This is a genomic window from Adlercreutzia sp. ZJ473, from assembly GCF_013185065.1.
Taxonomy (GTDB): Bacteria; Actinomycetota; Coriobacteriia; order Coriobacteriales; family Eggerthellaceae; genus CAAEEV01.
The window spans coordinates 23,025-37,722 of record NZ_JAAVTO010000024.1; the positions used below are offsets into that span (position 1 = coordinate 23,025).

12 protein-coding genes are annotated in these 14,698 nt (G+C 69.4%); 3 read left to right on the forward strand and 9 right to left on the reverse strand.

Annotation, left to right across the window (positions count from 1 at the left end; genetic code table 11):
• Window positions 1–453 precede the first annotated feature (453 nt).
• The gene (locus HRL41_RS06220) at window positions 454–1,326 is read left to right on the forward strand and encodes a papain-like cysteine protease family protein (RefSeq protein ID WP_172136010.1); all 873 of its coding nucleotides are present in this window, start codon (window positions 454–456) and stop codon (window positions 1,324–1,326) included.
• A 141-nt stretch (window positions 1,327–1,467) separates the two neighbouring features.
• On the opposite strand, the gene HRL41_RS06225 is transcribed toward HRL41_RS06220, so the two are convergent.
• The 8 genes from HRL41_RS06225 to trxA form a co-directional block, all read right to left on the reverse strand.
• On the reverse strand, window positions 1,468–1,992 hold the full coding sequence (locus HRL41_RS06225) for a gamma carbonic anhydrase family protein (protein WP_172136011.1): 525 nt from the start codon (window positions 1,990–1,992) through the stop codon (window positions 1,468–1,470).
• Between the two features lie 308 nt (window positions 1,993–2,300).
• Window positions 2,301–3,104 carry an MBL fold metallo-hydrolase gene (locus HRL41_RS06230; protein ID WP_216662544.1) on the reverse strand — a complete coding sequence of 268 codons (804 nt, stop codon included), beginning with the start codon at window positions 3,102–3,104 and terminating at the stop codon, window positions 2,301–2,303.
• Window positions 3,105–3,273: 169 nt separating this feature from the next.
• The gene (locus HRL41_RS06235) at window positions 3,274–4,104 is read right to left on the reverse strand and encodes a purine-nucleoside phosphorylase (protein ID WP_172136013.1); all 831 of its coding nucleotides are present in this window, start codon (window positions 4,102–4,104) and stop codon (window positions 3,274–3,276) included.
• A gap of 121 nt (window positions 4,105–4,225) precedes the next feature.
• The gene (locus HRL41_RS06240; RefSeq protein ID WP_172136014.1) at window positions 4,226–5,872 is read right to left on the reverse strand and encodes a class I adenylate-forming enzyme family protein; all 1,647 of its coding nucleotides are present in this window, start codon (window positions 5,870–5,872) and stop codon (window positions 4,226–4,228) included.
• 125 nt (window positions 5,873–5,997) lie between these two features.
• Window positions 5,998–7,116 (reverse strand): HemK/PrmC family methyltransferase, encoded by a 1,119-nt coding sequence (locus HRL41_RS06245; RefSeq protein WP_172136015.1) that lies wholly within the window; start codon window positions 7,114–7,116, stop codon window positions 5,998–6,000.
• A 46-nt stretch (window positions 7,117–7,162) separates the two neighbouring features.
• Entirely contained in the window at window positions 7,163–8,239 is a 1,077-nt protein-coding gene (gene prfA / locus HRL41_RS06250) for a peptide chain release factor 1 (protein ID WP_216662545.1), read from the reverse strand.
• A 156-nt stretch (window positions 8,240–8,395) separates the two neighbouring features.
• A complete protein-coding gene (gene trxB, locus HRL41_RS06255; RefSeq protein WP_241157238.1) occupies window positions 8,396–9,343 on the reverse strand; it encodes a thioredoxin-disulfide reductase in 948 nt (315 codons plus the stop codon).
• An 85-nt stretch (window positions 9,344–9,428) separates the two neighbouring features.
• Window positions 9,429–9,737 (reverse strand): thioredoxin, encoded by a 309-nt coding sequence (gene trxA, locus HRL41_RS06260; protein ID WP_165171000.1) that lies wholly within the window; start codon window positions 9,735–9,737, stop codon window positions 9,429–9,431.
• Window positions 9,738–10,100: 363 nt separating this feature from the next.
• Here trxA and HRL41_RS06265 point away from each other — a divergent pair, with 363 nt between their 5' ends.
• Window positions 10,101–11,024 (forward strand): patatin family protein, encoded by a 924-nt coding sequence (locus HRL41_RS06265; protein ID WP_172136016.1) that lies wholly within the window; start codon window positions 10,101–10,103, stop codon window positions 11,022–11,024.
• The gene (locus tag HRL41_RS06270) at window positions 11,014–12,333 is read left to right on the forward strand and encodes a cation:proton antiporter (protein ID WP_172136017.1); all 1,320 of its coding nucleotides are present in this window, start codon (window positions 11,014–11,016) and stop codon (window positions 12,331–12,333) included. The genes HRL41_RS06265 and HRL41_RS06270 overlap by 11 nt, the downstream gene beginning before the upstream one ends.
• Window positions 12,334–12,423: 90 nt before the next feature.
• Here HRL41_RS06270 and thrS read toward each other — a convergent pair whose 3' ends face one another.
• The gene (thrS, locus tag HRL41_RS06275; RefSeq protein WP_172136018.1) at window positions 12,424–14,343 is read right to left on the reverse strand and encodes a threonine--tRNA ligase; all 1,920 of its coding nucleotides are present in this window, start codon (window positions 14,341–14,343) and stop codon (window positions 12,424–12,426) included.
• Between the last annotated feature and the right edge of the window lie 355 nt (window positions 14,344–14,698).

Sequence of the window (14,698 nt, forward strand, 5' to 3'; positions counted from 1 at the left end):
CAGACGGTAACGGTGTCACCGGTTCAGCTCTACTAGCTCCCCCGGCCCGGCGGTAAGCCCGACAACCGGAGAGGCGTTCACGCCAAACTGCTCGGAGGTGGCATTCGGATCGCCCACCGCCGGCTCGCAGCACCGCCGGCTCTCTGTCAGATGGGTTCGCCCCTACTATCCTCGTCAACGCATTTGGGATATGAACTTGTATTGCGGGCTAGTATACTCCGCCCGAAGCCGAGCGCAACCCCTCCCCGCGAAAAAGCCACGCGGCGCGGTCGGGCGGGAGGGCGCGCACGCGCACGCAGGACGTGGGGCGCGATCGGGCGAGAGAGGGCGCGGGGAGCGGGTGACGGGGAGGTTTCCCTTTGCTTGTTGCGGGGTTACGGGGCGGCGGGCGCGGGGCGCGGGGCGGGTGGGGCTTCTTACACTGGCGGAAACGCTGACGTGGAAGGAGTCCTCATGGCGAAGGGAAGCGCGCGGCGCGACGTCCAGCATCCGCTCGCAGGATCGAGCCTCATCACCTACCCGCCGCTCAAGCGGCATGCGCGGCGCATGCGCCCCTCCGTCGCCTGCCCCTCGTGCGACGCGCCCGTGTCGCTCACGGCGCTCAGGCACGCGGCGCGTGAGTCGCATCCGCTCGCCTCGGCCCGGGAGCACCGCGGCGCCTACCTGCGCGCCGCAGGCGTGTTCGCGCTCACCGCGGTTTTGTGCGTGGCGGCCGTGCTGCTCTTCCGCGAGGCGCTTCCCCAAGCCCCGGCCGCGCCGAGCTCGCCGTACTTCGCCGCCAACGTGAAGGCCGCCGAGAGCACGCCGGCAGACGAGTGGGAGAAGGGGACCCTCCCCCACCTGTTCCAAGGAGACGCGCAGTGGGCCGAGGTTCCCTACGGGTTCGGCACGCTCGAGACGGCCGGGTCGGCGCCCACGAGCCTCGCCATGGCCTACGTGCAGCAGACGGGCGACGCCTCCCTCACGCCTGCGGACTTCGCCGCCTTCGCCTCAGAGGGAGAGCTCACCGCGCTCGACACGAGCACGCTCACCGCGCTCGTGGTCGCCGGCGCCGCGGCGCACGGCCTCGACGCCCTGCCGATAGAGGCGAGCGAGCCCGCCATACGCCAGGCGCTCGGGCACAGGCGGCCCGTCGTGGTGGTGACCAAGCCCGCCACCTTCGCCGCCGCGCCCGCGTGCATCGTGCTCGAGGGCGTGAACGCGCGCAGCGAGCTTGACATCGCCGACCCGTCGAACGCCGTGCGCACCCAGCAGAGCTGGACGTTCGACGACGTCATCCGCGCAAGCGCGGCGCTGTTCGCCATCAGCGCGCAGGGCGCGTCCTAGAGGAGGGGTCGCGGCGCAAGGCGCGCGGCGCGCGGCGTTCCGCGAGCTGCATCCCGCACGCTCTACGCCGTCTCGCGAGCCGCCCCGCGCACCCGGCGTGCCCCTCGCACGCCCCGCGCTTCCCGCACGCCGCCCCTCGCGCTACCGCGCGCTGTTCAGGCCCGCCCGCGCGAGGTCGCGCCCGACCTGCACGTAGTCGCGCGCGGAAGCCGCCAGGCCCTCGACCTCCTCGGGCGTGAGCTTGCGCACGGCGCGCGCGGGCGAGCCGATCACCAGCATCTCGTCGGGAATGTCAGCCGAGCCCGTGACGAGCGCGCCCGCGCCGATGAGGCAGCGCTCGCCAACGCGCGCACCGTCGATGACGATCGCGCCCATGCCCACGAGCGTGCCGTCGCCGATGGTGCAGCCGTGGACGATCGCGCCGTGGCCTACCGTCACGTCGGAGCCGATGAGGGTGTCGGCGCCGTGCGACACGTGCACGCAGGCGAGCTCCTGGATGTTGGTGCGGTCGCCCACCACGATGCGACTGTCGCAGTCGCCGCGCAGCGTGGCGTTGAACAGCACCGTTGCGTCAGCGCCGATGGTCACGTCGCCGACGATGACGGCGCTTTGCGCCACGAAGGCGCTCGGGTCAATGACGGGAGCGGGGTAGAGCGAGTCGGACATGAAGCCTCCTTGCAGATTTCGGGGGTCATTTTGGCAGAAATCTTCAGATGTTTGTCATTTCGTGGTGCCCTGACGCGCTTTCGCGACTTTGTCGAAAAAGCTGACCTGCGGTTTTACCCCGATGCGCTCCTGCGTTCGCCCGCAAATGACCCATGGGGGCTCATGGGGAGACAAATATCTGAAGATTTCTGCCAATTCTAGCGTTTATTTTTGCAAGGGGCCCGAATCGCCGGCACGTTCACGAAAGGCGCACTGCGGGCACGACCCCTACCGCACGCTCACGAGCAGGCGCACCGCGGGCATAGCCTCTACCGCACGCTCACGAGCAGGTGCTGAGCCGCGCAGGCCACGCGCGCCGAGTGCTCGGCCTGCGCGAGCGCACCGGTCAGCGCGCGGGCGGCCAGAGACGGCAGGTTGTTGTTCTCGGACAGGTGCATGCCCACCACCTGCTCGAGTCGCGGGGAGAGCAGGCTTAGGAGCGCGTCGGCCGCCTGCGCGTTGGAGAGGTGCCCCCGGTCGGAGGCCACGCGCTGCTTGAGCGCCCACGGGTAGGGCCCCTCGCGCAGCATGCGCTCGTCGTGGTTGCTCTCGAGCGCCAGCATGCGCACCTCGCGCAGGGCGTCGCGCACCTCGTCGGTGAGGACCCCCGTGTCGGTCACGTACCCGAGCGCGTCGCCGTCTGCGTCCTCGAAGCGGAAGCCGCACGAGGCGGCCGCGTCATGCGAGGTGTGGAAGGGGTGCACGCCGACGGGCCCGATGCCGAAGGACGCGCCGCAGCGCATGTCGCGCACGTCGCAGGCGCCCTCGACCTTGGCTATCTCGGCGCTCGCCGCGCGCACGGGGCCGAGCGCGTACACGGGCGGCACGGCGGCGGCGCGCGCCTTCGCCAAGCCCCGCGTCGCCACGCCGAGGCCCTTCACGTGGTCGGCGTGGTCGTGGGTAATGAGGATGGCGTCGAGGCGCGCTAGGTCGAACCCCGCCGCCGCGGCGCGCGCGAACAGGTCGCGCTTGCAGATGCCGCAGTCGACGAGCACGCCGCGCCCCGTGGAGGCATCCTCCACGATGGCCGCGTTGCCCTTCGACCCGCTCGCCAGAACATGCAGCAGCAACAAGGAAATCACCTTTCGAATACAAGTCAGCGAGGGAGGGCCTGGTCGCCCATATGCCGCGAAAGCCTGAGGAAGCGTACTGGGTACGTGACGAAGGCTTGGAGCGAGCAGATGGGCGACCAGGCCCTCCCGCAGCGTCGGCTCATGCGCTGTTGCGTCAGCAACAGCGCACCTAGAGGCGCTCCACGATAGCCGTGACCAGGCGGCAGAAGTCGGCCTCGCGGCTCTTCGCCACCTCGAACACCTCTTGGTCGGAGGGGCTCGCGCCCTCCACGCCGCACGCCATGTTTGACACGAGCGACATGCCGAGAACGCGCATCCCCACGTGCCGCGCCGCGATGACCTCCTCGCACACGCTCATGGCCACCGTGTCGGCGCCCCAGGTGCGAAACGCGCGGATCTCGGCGGGCGTCTCGAAGCTCGGGCCCAGAAGCCCCAGGTAGACGCCTTCCTGCACGCGCACGCCGAGCTCGTCGGCCGCCTCGTGCGCCAGCGCGCGCAGGGCGGGGTCGTAGGCGTCCTTCATGGAGAAGAAGCGGAAGGCCACCTCGTCAGGCTCGGTTCCCGCCACGGGGTTGCGCCCCGTGAAGTTGATGTGGTCGCCCATGATGCAGAAGTCGCCCACCTCGTAGCCCGCGTTGATGGCGCCAGCGGCGTTCGTGGTGATGAGGGTGTCCACGCCGAGCTCGTGCATGAGCCACACCGGGTAGGCCACCTCCTGCGCCGTGTTGCCCTCGTAGCCGTGCAGGCGCCCCTGCATGCAGATGACCTCGCGCCCGCCGAGCGTGCCCACCACGAAGCGGCCCACGTGGCCCGTGGCCGTCGAGCGCTTCATGTGCGGCACCTCGCCGAACGGGATGAAGAGCGCGTCGGCGATCTGCTCGGCCAGAAGGCCGAGCCCCGACCCCAAGATGACGCCCACCTTCGGCGCGCGCTCCCCCATGCGCTCGCGCATCTGCGCGCTCGACTCCGCCAAGCGCTCCCTCAACGTGCCCTCAGCCATGAGGCGCAGCTCCTTTCCCTAAGTTCTCGCGGCCTGGCGCGGCCCCTGCAGCAGGCCAGCGCGGCTTCCCGCGACCTCGCCAGCCGCGCGGCCGCGGCGCGCCCTTGCCCCTGGCGCGCCCCTAGCGCGCCGACTCCTTGCCCACCAGGCGGTCGGCGCCGTAGCGCTCGCGCAGGAGGGGCTTCTCGATCTTCCCGGTGGGGTTGCGCGGCACGTCCTCGAAGATGATCTTGCGCGGGCGCTTGTAGCGCGGCAGGCCGAGGCAGAACTCGTTGATGTCGTCCTCGGTGGCCACGTGGTCGGGCTTGAGCTCGATGATGGCCGTGGCGATCTCGCCGAGGCGCTCGTCGGGCAGGCCGATGACGGCCACGTCCTTGACGGCGTCGTGCGCGCGCAGGAAGTCCTCGATCTGCACGGGGTAGAGGTTCTCGCCGCCCGAGATGATGACGTCCTTCTTGCGGTCGACCAGGTAGATGAAGCCGTCGGCGTCGACCTCGGCCATGTCGCCCGTGTAGAGCCAGCCGTCCTTGAGCACGGCCTCGGTGGCCGCCGGATCCTTGTAGTAGCAGGTCATGAGGCCGCGCCCGCGCACCACGAGCTCGCCGACCTCGCCCGACCCGGGTTCCACGGCCGCGTCGGCCGCGTTGCGCACCTCGGCCTCCCAGCGGTAGCCCGGCACGCCGATGGCGCCGACGTGCTCGATGTTCTCCACGCCCAGGTGGACGCAGCCGGGGCCGGTCGACTCGGACAGGCCGTAGTTCGTGTCGTAGAGGTGGTTCGGGAAGTACGCCTTCCAGCGCTTGATGAGCGAGGGCGGCACCGGCTGGGCGCCGATGTGCATGAGGCGCCACTGAGCGAGGCGGTGCTCGTCCATGTTGATGTCGCCGCGGTCAAGCGCGTCGAGGATGTCCTGGGCCCACGGCACGAGCAGCCACACCACGGTGCAGCCCTCCTCCGACACCGTGCGCATGATCCAGTCGGGGCGCACGCCGCGCAGAAGCACCGCGCGCGAGCAGGACAGGAGGCTGCCGAACCAGTGCATCTTCGCACCCGTGTGGTACAGCGGCGGGATGCACAGGAACACGTCGTCGCGCGTCTGGCCATGGTGATGCTGCTCGGTCTCGGCGGCGCACACGAGGCTCTCGTGGTTGTGCAGGATGGCCTTCGGGAAGCCCGTGGTCCCCGAGGAGAAGTAGATGGCGGCCTCGTCGTCGTCGGCAAGCTCGATGCACGGGTCCTCGGCGGCGAAGTGCACGAGGTGGCCGCCGAGGTGCCGCGCGAAGGCGGGGCACTCCTCCACCTCGCCGAGGAAGTACTGATCGCGCACGCGCGGGATGGCGTCGGCGATCTCGGCCATGCGGCTTGTGAACTCGGGGCCGAACACGAGCACGTCGGCGTCGGAGAGCTCGAGGCAGTACTTGATCTCGTCGGCTGTGTAGCGGTAGTTGAGCGGCACCACCACGGCGCCCGTCTTGAGCACGCCGAAGTACAGCGGCAGCCACTCGAGGCAGTTCATCAGCAGAAGCGCCACCTTGTTGCCGCGCCCGATGCCGGAGTCGAGCAGGAGGTGCGCGAAGCGGTTTGACTGCTCGTTGAACTCGCGCCACGTGATCTCGCGGCGGTAGCGCTTGGCGGGGTTGGGCTCGACGAGGTCGAACTCGCTCCACGTCACGCCATGCTCTTCGCGGACGGCTGGGTTGATCTCGGTGAGGGCGACTTCGCTTCCGTGGAGAAACGCGTTGCGGATGAGCGCTTCGGTGATGGGCATGGTGCTTCTTCCTTCGCGTGACCGCACGACGCGACGCCCGCACCCGCGCAGCTTGAAGCGCGCGGGCGCGAGCGCGCCGCCGAGGACGCTCCCCGCGCGCGGTCGTTTACCTGAAATAAAACCCTTTAATGATACACCAACGCCGAGCGCTTGGCCGCCACAAGAACGCGCGGGCGCTGCGCGAGGTCGGAGACGATGCGCACGTCCGCGAACCCCGCCGCGCGCGCCACCTCGGCCGCCTGATCGAGGTGCCCTTCGTGCAGCTCGACGGCGAGCACGCCGCCCGGCTTCAGGGCCGCGTGCGCCCACGCGGAAAGCGGGCGGAAGAGGTCGAGCCCGTCGGCTCCCCCGTCGAGCGCGAGCGCGGGCTCGAAGGCGGCCACCTCGCGCGGGATCTGCGCGAGCACGCCGGTGGGAACGTAGGGCGGGTTGGAGACGACGGCGTCGAAGGCGCCCGCAAGGCGCGGGTCGATCGCGTCGCCGAGGTTGCCCTGGAGCACCTCCACGCGGTCGGAGAGCCCGAGGGCCTCGGCGTTCTCGCGCGCGAGGGCGACGGCCTCGGGCGCGATGTCGGTGGCCACCACGCGCACGCCCGCGTGCTCGTAGGCGAGCGAGCAGGCGATGCAGCCCGAGCCCGTGCAGATGTCGGCCACGAGAAGCTCGCCCGCGCCGACGGCCTGCGGCTTCTGCGACATGGAGGCGAAGGGGCCGGGACCCGCAGGCTCCCCCGCACCAGCCTTGTCAGCGCGCCCCGCGTCGGGGGCGCCCTCGACGGCCCCGCGCTCCCCTTCGGCGGCAAGGGCACGCACGGCCTGCGCGGCGGCGAGCTCCTCGCCCTCGGCGGCGGATATGGTGGAGTCGAACGCGCGCGGGCGCGCGGGCGCGGGCAGCGCGGCGAGCACCTCGCTCACCAGCACCTCGGTCTCGGGGCGCGGGATGAGCACGCCGGGGCGCACGCGCACCGTGATGTGGCGGAACCCCACCTCGCCGGTGATGTACTGCAGCGGCTCGCCCCGCCCGCGGCGCGTCACGTAGCCGCGCAGCACGGCGCGCTCGTCCAGGGAGAGCGGGCGCGCCGCGTTCATGTACAGCTCGATGCGCGACAGGCCGCACGCCTCGGACAGGAGCCACTGGGCCGAGAGGCGCGGGTTCTCGTCGCCCTTGCGCTCAAGGTACCCGCACGTCCAGTCCAAGGCCGCCTTGACGGTCCAGATCTCGTCGTCGTCGTTGTCAGGATTAGTCATATTGATTGTGAAACGATCTTCGTCACAGGTCGTTCGCAACGCCCAGCTACTCTACCGCGTTCTCCAGCTTGCGGGCGCGGTCGGCTGCCTGCAGCGCGGTGATCACGTCGCCGAGGTTGTCGCCGAGGAGCACGCCGTTGTACGTGGAGTTGAATCCGATGCGATGGTCAGTCACGCGGTCCTGCGGGCCGTTGTACGTGCGGATCTTCTCGCTTCGGTCGCCCGAGCCGATCTGCGCGAGGCGCTCGGCGCCCTCGGCGGCCTGCTGCTCGGCGAGCATCTTCTCGTACAGGCGCGCGCGCAGCACGGCCATGGCCGCGATCTTGTTCTGCAGCTGCGACTTCTGGTCCTGCGACTGCACCACCAAGCCCGTCGGCAGGTGCGTGATGCGCACGGCCGAGTCGGTGGTGTTGACGCACTGGCCGCCCGGGCCGCCCGCGCGGTACACGTCGATGCGCAGGTCGCCCTCGTTGATCTCCACCTCGACCTCGTCGGCCTCGGGCAGCACGGCCACGGTGGCCGTGGAGGTGTGGATGCGGCCCTGGCTCTCCGTCTTGGGAACGCGCTGCACGCGGTGCACGCCGCTCTCGAACTTCATGACAGAGTAGACCTTGTCGCCCTTCACCTTGAACTGGATCTCCTTGTAGCCGCCGGCCTCGGAGGGCGACACGTCGAGCGTCTCCACCTTCCAGCGATGCGACTCGCAGAATCGCATGTACATCTTGTGCAGGTCGCCTGCGAAGATGGCCGCCTCGTCGCCGCCCGCGGCCGCGCGGATCTCCACGATGATGTCCTTCTCGTCAGCCGGGTCGGACGGGATCAGCATGAACTTGATGTCCTCTTCGAGCGCGGGCAGCTTCGCCTCGGCCTCGGCGATGGTCTCCTGCGCGAACTCCTTCATGTCGGGGTCGCCGAGCATCTCCTTCGCGTCGTCGATGTCCTCGCACGCCTGGAGGTACTCCCGCGCCTTCTCCACGAGCGGGCCCTGGTTCGCGTACTCCTTCGACAGGCGCGTGTACTCCTTCTGGTCGGCCAGGACGGCCGGGTCGCCCAGCCTTGCCTGGAGGTCCTCGTAGGCATCGATGATCTTGGCGAGCTTCTCTCGCATGTCCGTACCTTGCATGGGCGCGTATCCTTCTTCGACTCTCGATTTCATGACTTGAAGGGGCACGCGACGTGCGCAGCCCCGTTTTTTCAGCAGCTATACAGTGTATCAGATGCGCGGGACGAGGCAAAACCTCGCGCCTCGTGCGCCGCGCGGCGGGCGCGCCCGCCGTCCCTACTCGCTCAAGAACTCAGCGGCCGCCTCAGCGCAGTTCGCGCCGTCGGACACGGCCGTGACCACCTGGCGCAGCGCCTTGGTGCGCACGTCGCCCGCCGCGTACACGCCCGGCGTGGCCGTCGCGCCCAGCTCGTCGGCGCGCACGTAGCCCGTCTCGTCGAGCTGCAGCGCGCCGGCCAGAAACTCGGTGTTGGGGCGCATGCCCACGGCGACGAACAGGGCGGCGCAGTCGATGTCGCGCATCTCCCCCGTCACCTTGTCGCGCACGCGCACGCCTTCCACCTTGCCCTCGGGGGCCTTGATCTCGGTCACCTCGGCGTTCCACACGAACTCGACGTTCTCCAGGTCGGCCAGGCGCTGGTGGTAGATGGCCGTGGCGCGCAGGCGGTCGCGGCGGTGCACCACGTACACCTTGCCGCAGATGCGCGAGAGGTAGATGGCGTCAGCCGCCGCGGTGTTGCCGCCGCCGACCACCACCACGTCGCGTCCGCGGAAGAAGTTGCCGTCGCAGGTGGCGCAGTACGACACGCCGCGCCCCGCGAGCTCGTCCTCGCGCGCGAGCCCGAGCTTGGCTGGGCGCGCGCCCGTCGCCACGATGACCGCGCGGGCCGCGTAGGCGCCGAACGCCGTGTCGATGAGCTTGGGGGCGCCGGCGAAGTCCACCGAGACGACCTCCTCGCTGACGAAGCGCGCGCCAAACGAGGCGGCCTGCTCGTGCATCTGCATGGCCAGGTCGAACCCGCTCGTCGACTGCGTGTAGCCGGGGTAGTTCTCCAGGTGCTCGGTCTGGGCGAGCTGCCCGCCCGGCGAGAGGCGCTCGAACACCGCGCAGGAAAGCCCCGCGCGGGCCGCGTAGAGCGCTGCCGTCATGCCCGCCGGCCCCGCGCCGATCACGGCGAGGTCGAAGGTCTCCCGCGTGGTGCCCTTGTCTTGCATGTCAGCCATGGCGGCCTCCTCGTTCATGTCGAAGGTAGCAAAAGCGCCCCCGGGGAGAACCCGAGGGCGCGCAGGCTCAGCGGATCAAGCTGGCTCAGGCGAGCAGCGCGAGCAGGCTCTGCTTGGGCTGGGCGCCCACCGTCTGCTTCTTCACCTGGCCGTTCTCGAACACCATGAGCGTGGGCACCGAGCTCACGCCGTAGCGCGCCGCGATGTCGGGGCTCTGGTCGATGTCGACCTTGCACACGAGCGCCTTGCCCTCCATCTCGGCGGCGATCTCGTCGAGCACCGGCGCCACCATGCGGCACGGGCCGCACCACGTCGCAAAGAAGTCCACGAGCACGGGCTTGTCAGACTCGAGCACCTTCGTCTGGAAATTCTCAGAGGAAACAACTTCGCTCATAATCCAACTCCTTTTCGTCGTTGGCCGCGCTTTGCGGCCGCTGCGTTATGCCTTAGTTCGGTCTCATTCTATCCTGTCGGCCCCATGCGAAGCCCCTTCGTTTTCGAAACGGCATTTAAGGCAGAAATACGGCGTAAGCGGCGCAGGGGAGAAGGGGTGCGCGAGCATGCCGCGCGCGCCCTCTTGCATGCCCGCGCACCGCAAGCCGCGCGCCCCGAGAACGCGCTCGCACAACTAGCGTCCGCCCCGCGTGCGCGTCCCTTTGCGTGCTGCGCTTCACGTCAATTCAACTCCAAACTCGCCCTTGCGCAAGGCGCATCGCCCGCGCACCGCTATAATGGCGTAAACCGAGAAAGGAGACCCATGAGCACCGATCTTGCGCACCCCGACTACGAGCCCTCTGGCGTCACCTTCCCCATCGCCTACGAGGGGCACGCCGTAACGCACGCCAACCTGGTGCTCGAGGGCGGCGCCATGCGGGGGCTGTTCACCGCCGGCGTGCTCGACGTGCTCATGGACCGCGGACTGTTCTGCGAGAACGTCATCGGCACGTCAGCCGGCGCGCTCATGGGCTACAACTACGTGGCCGGGCAGCGCGGGCGCGGCGCCTACGTGAACCTGAAGTACTGCACCGACTGGCGCTACCTCTCGCTCAAGAGCTACGTGCGCACGGGCAACGCCTTCGGGCGCGAGATGAGCTTCGACCTCATCCCCAACGTGTACGACCCCTTCCCCTACGAGGCGTTCGACCGCTCCCCCATGACGCTCACGGCCGTGTCGAGCGACCTCGAGCTCGGCGAGGCCGACTACCACCTCATGGCCGACGCGCGCGCCGACCTCCCCTACGTGATCGCCTCAGCCTCCATGCCGCTCGTGAGCGAGATCGTGGAGATAGACGGCAAGAAGCTCCTCGACGGCGGCAGCTGCGACAGCGTCCCCATCGTGCGCTCACAGATCATGGGCGCGTCCAAGCACATCGTGGTGTGCACGCAGGACGCCTCCTACCGCAAGAGCCCCAACAAGCTGCTGCCGCTCATCCGCCAGCGCTACGCCGAGTACCCCTGCTTCGTGGAGCGCGTGGCGCACCGCCACTTCGAGTACAACCGCACCTACCGCGCGCTCGAGCGCATGCACGCGTCAGGCGAGATCTTCCTGATACGCCCCGAGCGCCCCGTTGAGGTGTCGAGCATGGAGCAGAACCAGGCGAAGCTCCTCGACCTCTACGAGCAGGGCGCGGCCGCGGCCGCGCGCAGCTGGAGCGCATTGGAGCACTACCTTGGCTGCTGAGCTCGTCACGCTGGCCTACATCGCGCTCGCGGCGTTCGCCTGCCCGCTCATCGCCCAGTTCATCCCGGGGAAGTCGATCCCGGAGACCGTGCTTCTGCTGGTCGCGGGCATGCTGCTCGGCCCCCACGTGCTGGGCGTCGTCGAGCTGAGCGACGCCGTGTCGCTCCTCTCCGAGCTGGGGCTGGCGTTCTTGTTCCTGCTCGCCGGCTACGAGATCAACCCCGAGAGCATCACGGGCCGCCAAGGGCGGCGCGGCGCGGCCACGTGGCTCGTCACGCTCCTCATCGCGTTCGCGGCGGTGGCGCTGTGGCCCCTGTTCAGCGCGCGCGAGACCGACGGCATCGCCGTGGCCATCGCGCTCACCACCACCGCGCTCGGCACGCTGCTCCCCATCCTGCAAGACCGCGGCCTCATGAGCACGCGCGAGGGCGGCGCGGTGCTCTCCTACGGCACGTGGGGCGAGCTCGGGCCCATCATCGCCATGGCGCTGCTGCTCTCCACGCGCGCCCGCTGGGAGACCGTGCTCATCCTGGGGGCCTTCGCCGCCGTGGCCGTGGCGGCCGCCGTGGTGCCGCGCCGCGCGCGCCAGGCCGGCGGCTTCATCATGCGGTTCATCTCGCTCAACGCCGAGAACAACGCGCAGATGCTCGTGCGGTCGGTCGTCATGATGCTCGTCGCGCTGACGGCGCTGTCGGCCGTGTTCAACCTGGACATCGTGCTGGGGTCGTTCGCCGCCGGCTTCGTCATCCGCTACGTGATCCCCGAGGGAAGCGAGGCGCTCGAGGGCAAGCTCTCCGCCATCGCGCACGGGTTCTTCATCCCGCTGTTCTTCATCGTCTCGGGCGCGAAGATCGACATGACCGCCGTGTTCGCCAACCCGCTTCTGCTCGTCGAGTTCATCGTGCTCCTGCTGCTGGTCCGCACGGTGCCCGTCTTCGCGGCGATCACCACCGACCGCGAGACGCGCGACATGACGCCGCGCAGCCGCCTGTCGGTGGCGCTGTACTGCACGACGGCGCTCCCGCTCATCGTGGCGGTCACCTCGGTTGCCACGAGCTCGGGAGCCATGAGCGCCGAGACGTCCTCGGTGCTGGTGGCGGCCGGCGGCGTCACCGTGTTCATCATGCCGTTCCTAGCGCAGCTGCTCCTGCGCACCGCCGACGCCGAGCTCGGCGGGGCCCTGCGCGAGATCGCCAGCGAGCCGCGCCGCGCCGCGCAGATCCTGCGCGACCACCGCGCGCTCGAGCGTGAGAAGCACCGCGCGCGCCGCAAGGGCCCGCACGAGCGTCGCCGCCGAGAAGGCCGGTAGCTCAGACGGCTCACCCGCTCAGCGACATGAAAGAGGAGGGCGCCCACGACGCGGGCGCCCTCCTCACGTTGCAGCACAGTCGCGTGTCAGTTACAGCGCAGCCTCGCGGATGACCTCGAGGAACTTCGCGCGCTCCCACGCGCCCTGGTCGCCCTCGGCACGGTCGCGCACGGACACGGTGCCGTTCTCGACCTCCTTGTCGCCGAGCACCACCATGTAGGGGATCTTCTGGCTCTGGGCCTTCGCGATCTTCACCTTCATGGGCTCGTTCTGGTCGTACACCTCGACGCGCCCGCCCGCGGCCTTGACGTCGGCGGCGAAGGCGGCGGCGGCCTCCTTGTGGCGGTCGGCGATCGGGATGACCACCACCTGCACGGGCGCCAGCCACAGCGGCAGCGCGCCCGCGTAGTGCTCGATCAGGATGCCCAGGAAGCGCTCGATGGAGCCGAAGATGGCGCGGTGTAGCATCCAGGGCGTCTCCTCGGTGTTGTCCTCGGTGCGGTAGGTGAGGCCGAAGCGCATGGGGAGGTTGAAGTCGACCTGCACCGTGGAGCACTGCCAGGTGCGCCCGATGGCGTCCTTCACCTTGATGTCGATCTTCGGGCCGTAGAACGCGCCGTCGCCCTCGTTGATCTCGTAGGCCAGGTCATGGCGCTTGCACGCCTCCTTGAGCGCGTTGGTGGCGTGCTCCCACATGTCGTCGGTGCCGATGGACTTCTCCGGGCGCGTGGAGATCTCGGCCTCGTACGCGAAGCCGAACGTGGACATGATGTGGTCAACCAGGTCGAGGATGGCCACCACCTCGTCGACCACCTGGTCGCGCGTGCAGAACACGTGCGCGTCGTCCTGCGTGAAGCCGCGGGCGCGCAGAAGCCCGTGCACCACGCCCGACATCTCGTGGCGGTACACCGTGCCGAACTCGAAGTAGCGCAGCGGCAGGTCGCGGTAGGAGTGCAGCTCGTTTCTGTACAGCATCACGTGGCCCGGGCAGTTCATGGGCTTCACGCCGTACTCGGACAGGCGCGGCTCCTCGTCGGTGCCCTCGTTGATGTTGAAGAAGTACATGTTCTCCTTGTAGAAGCCGTAGTGGCCCGAGGTCTTCCACACGTCTGCGTTGTAGACGTGCGGGGTGATGACCTCCTCGTAGCCGCGGTCGTACAAGTCGCGGCGCAGCCACTCCTGCAGGGTGCGGATGATGCGCGCGCCCTTGGGGAGGTAGAGCGGCAGGCCCACGCCGGCCATGGGGTCCATCATGTAGATGCCGAGCTCGCGGCCGAGCTTGCGGTGGTCGCGCTTCTCGGCCTCCTCGAGGTTGCGCAGATGCTCCTCGAGCTCCGACTTCTTGAAGAACGCGGTGCCGTAGATGCGCGTGAGCATCTCGCGGTCGGCGTCGCCGCGCCAGTAGGCGCCGGCCACCTTGGTGAGCTTGAACGCGCCCACCTTGCCCGTGGCGGGCAGGTGCGGGCCGCGGCACAGGTCGGTGAACGAGCCGATCGCGTACGTGGTGATGACGGCGTCCTCGGGCAGCTCGTTTATGAGCTCCACCTTGAACGGCTGGTCGGCGAACTTCTCAAGCGCCTCGGCGCGGGTGACCTCGGCGCGCTCGAACGCCTCTTTCTCCTTCACGATCTCGGCCATGCGCGCCTCGATGCGCTCGAAGTCGTCCGGGGAGACGGCCGCGCCCTCGGGCAGCTGCACGTCGTAGTAGAAGCCGTTCTCGATGGCCGGCCCCACGCCGAACTTCACGTCACCGTACAGGTCGACGAGCGCGGCGGCCATGACGTGCGCCGTGGAGTGGCGCAGAAGCTCGATGCCCTCGGGGCTCTTCGCGGTGACGACGGCCACGGAGTCGCCCTCGTGCACGGGGGCTCCAAGGTCGACCGGCACGTCGTTCACGATGCCGGCGAGCGCGGCCTTCGCCAAGCCCGCGCCGATGGAGGCGGCCACGTCGGCGACGGTGGCTCCCTCTGCCAGCTCCTTGACCGAGCCGTCAGGCAAAACGATGTTCATGATGATGTCCTTTCCTTCGCCGGGTGCATACAGAGCACCTGCAAGTCCAAACGCCGCGGCTTTGAGTACCGCGGCGCGATCCCATTAGAAACTGAGCCGGAAGGCCCGGCCCAGTCCTTAATCAACGTATGCGTGCGCCTGCGCGCCGCGCGCTGCGAACCCGGGCGCCGCAAGCCAGCGCGAGCCACTTGCCGCGCGCTGTGCGCTGCGAGCTTCGTGCGAGCCTCACGCAGGCCGCTTGCCGCGCGTCGTGCGCTGCAAGCCGCAACCGCGAGCCGCACGTTCGCGCGGATGCCGCCCGCTGGCCGCTAGCCGCGCGGCTGCCCCTCGGGACGCGCCTCGCGGGGAGCCCGCT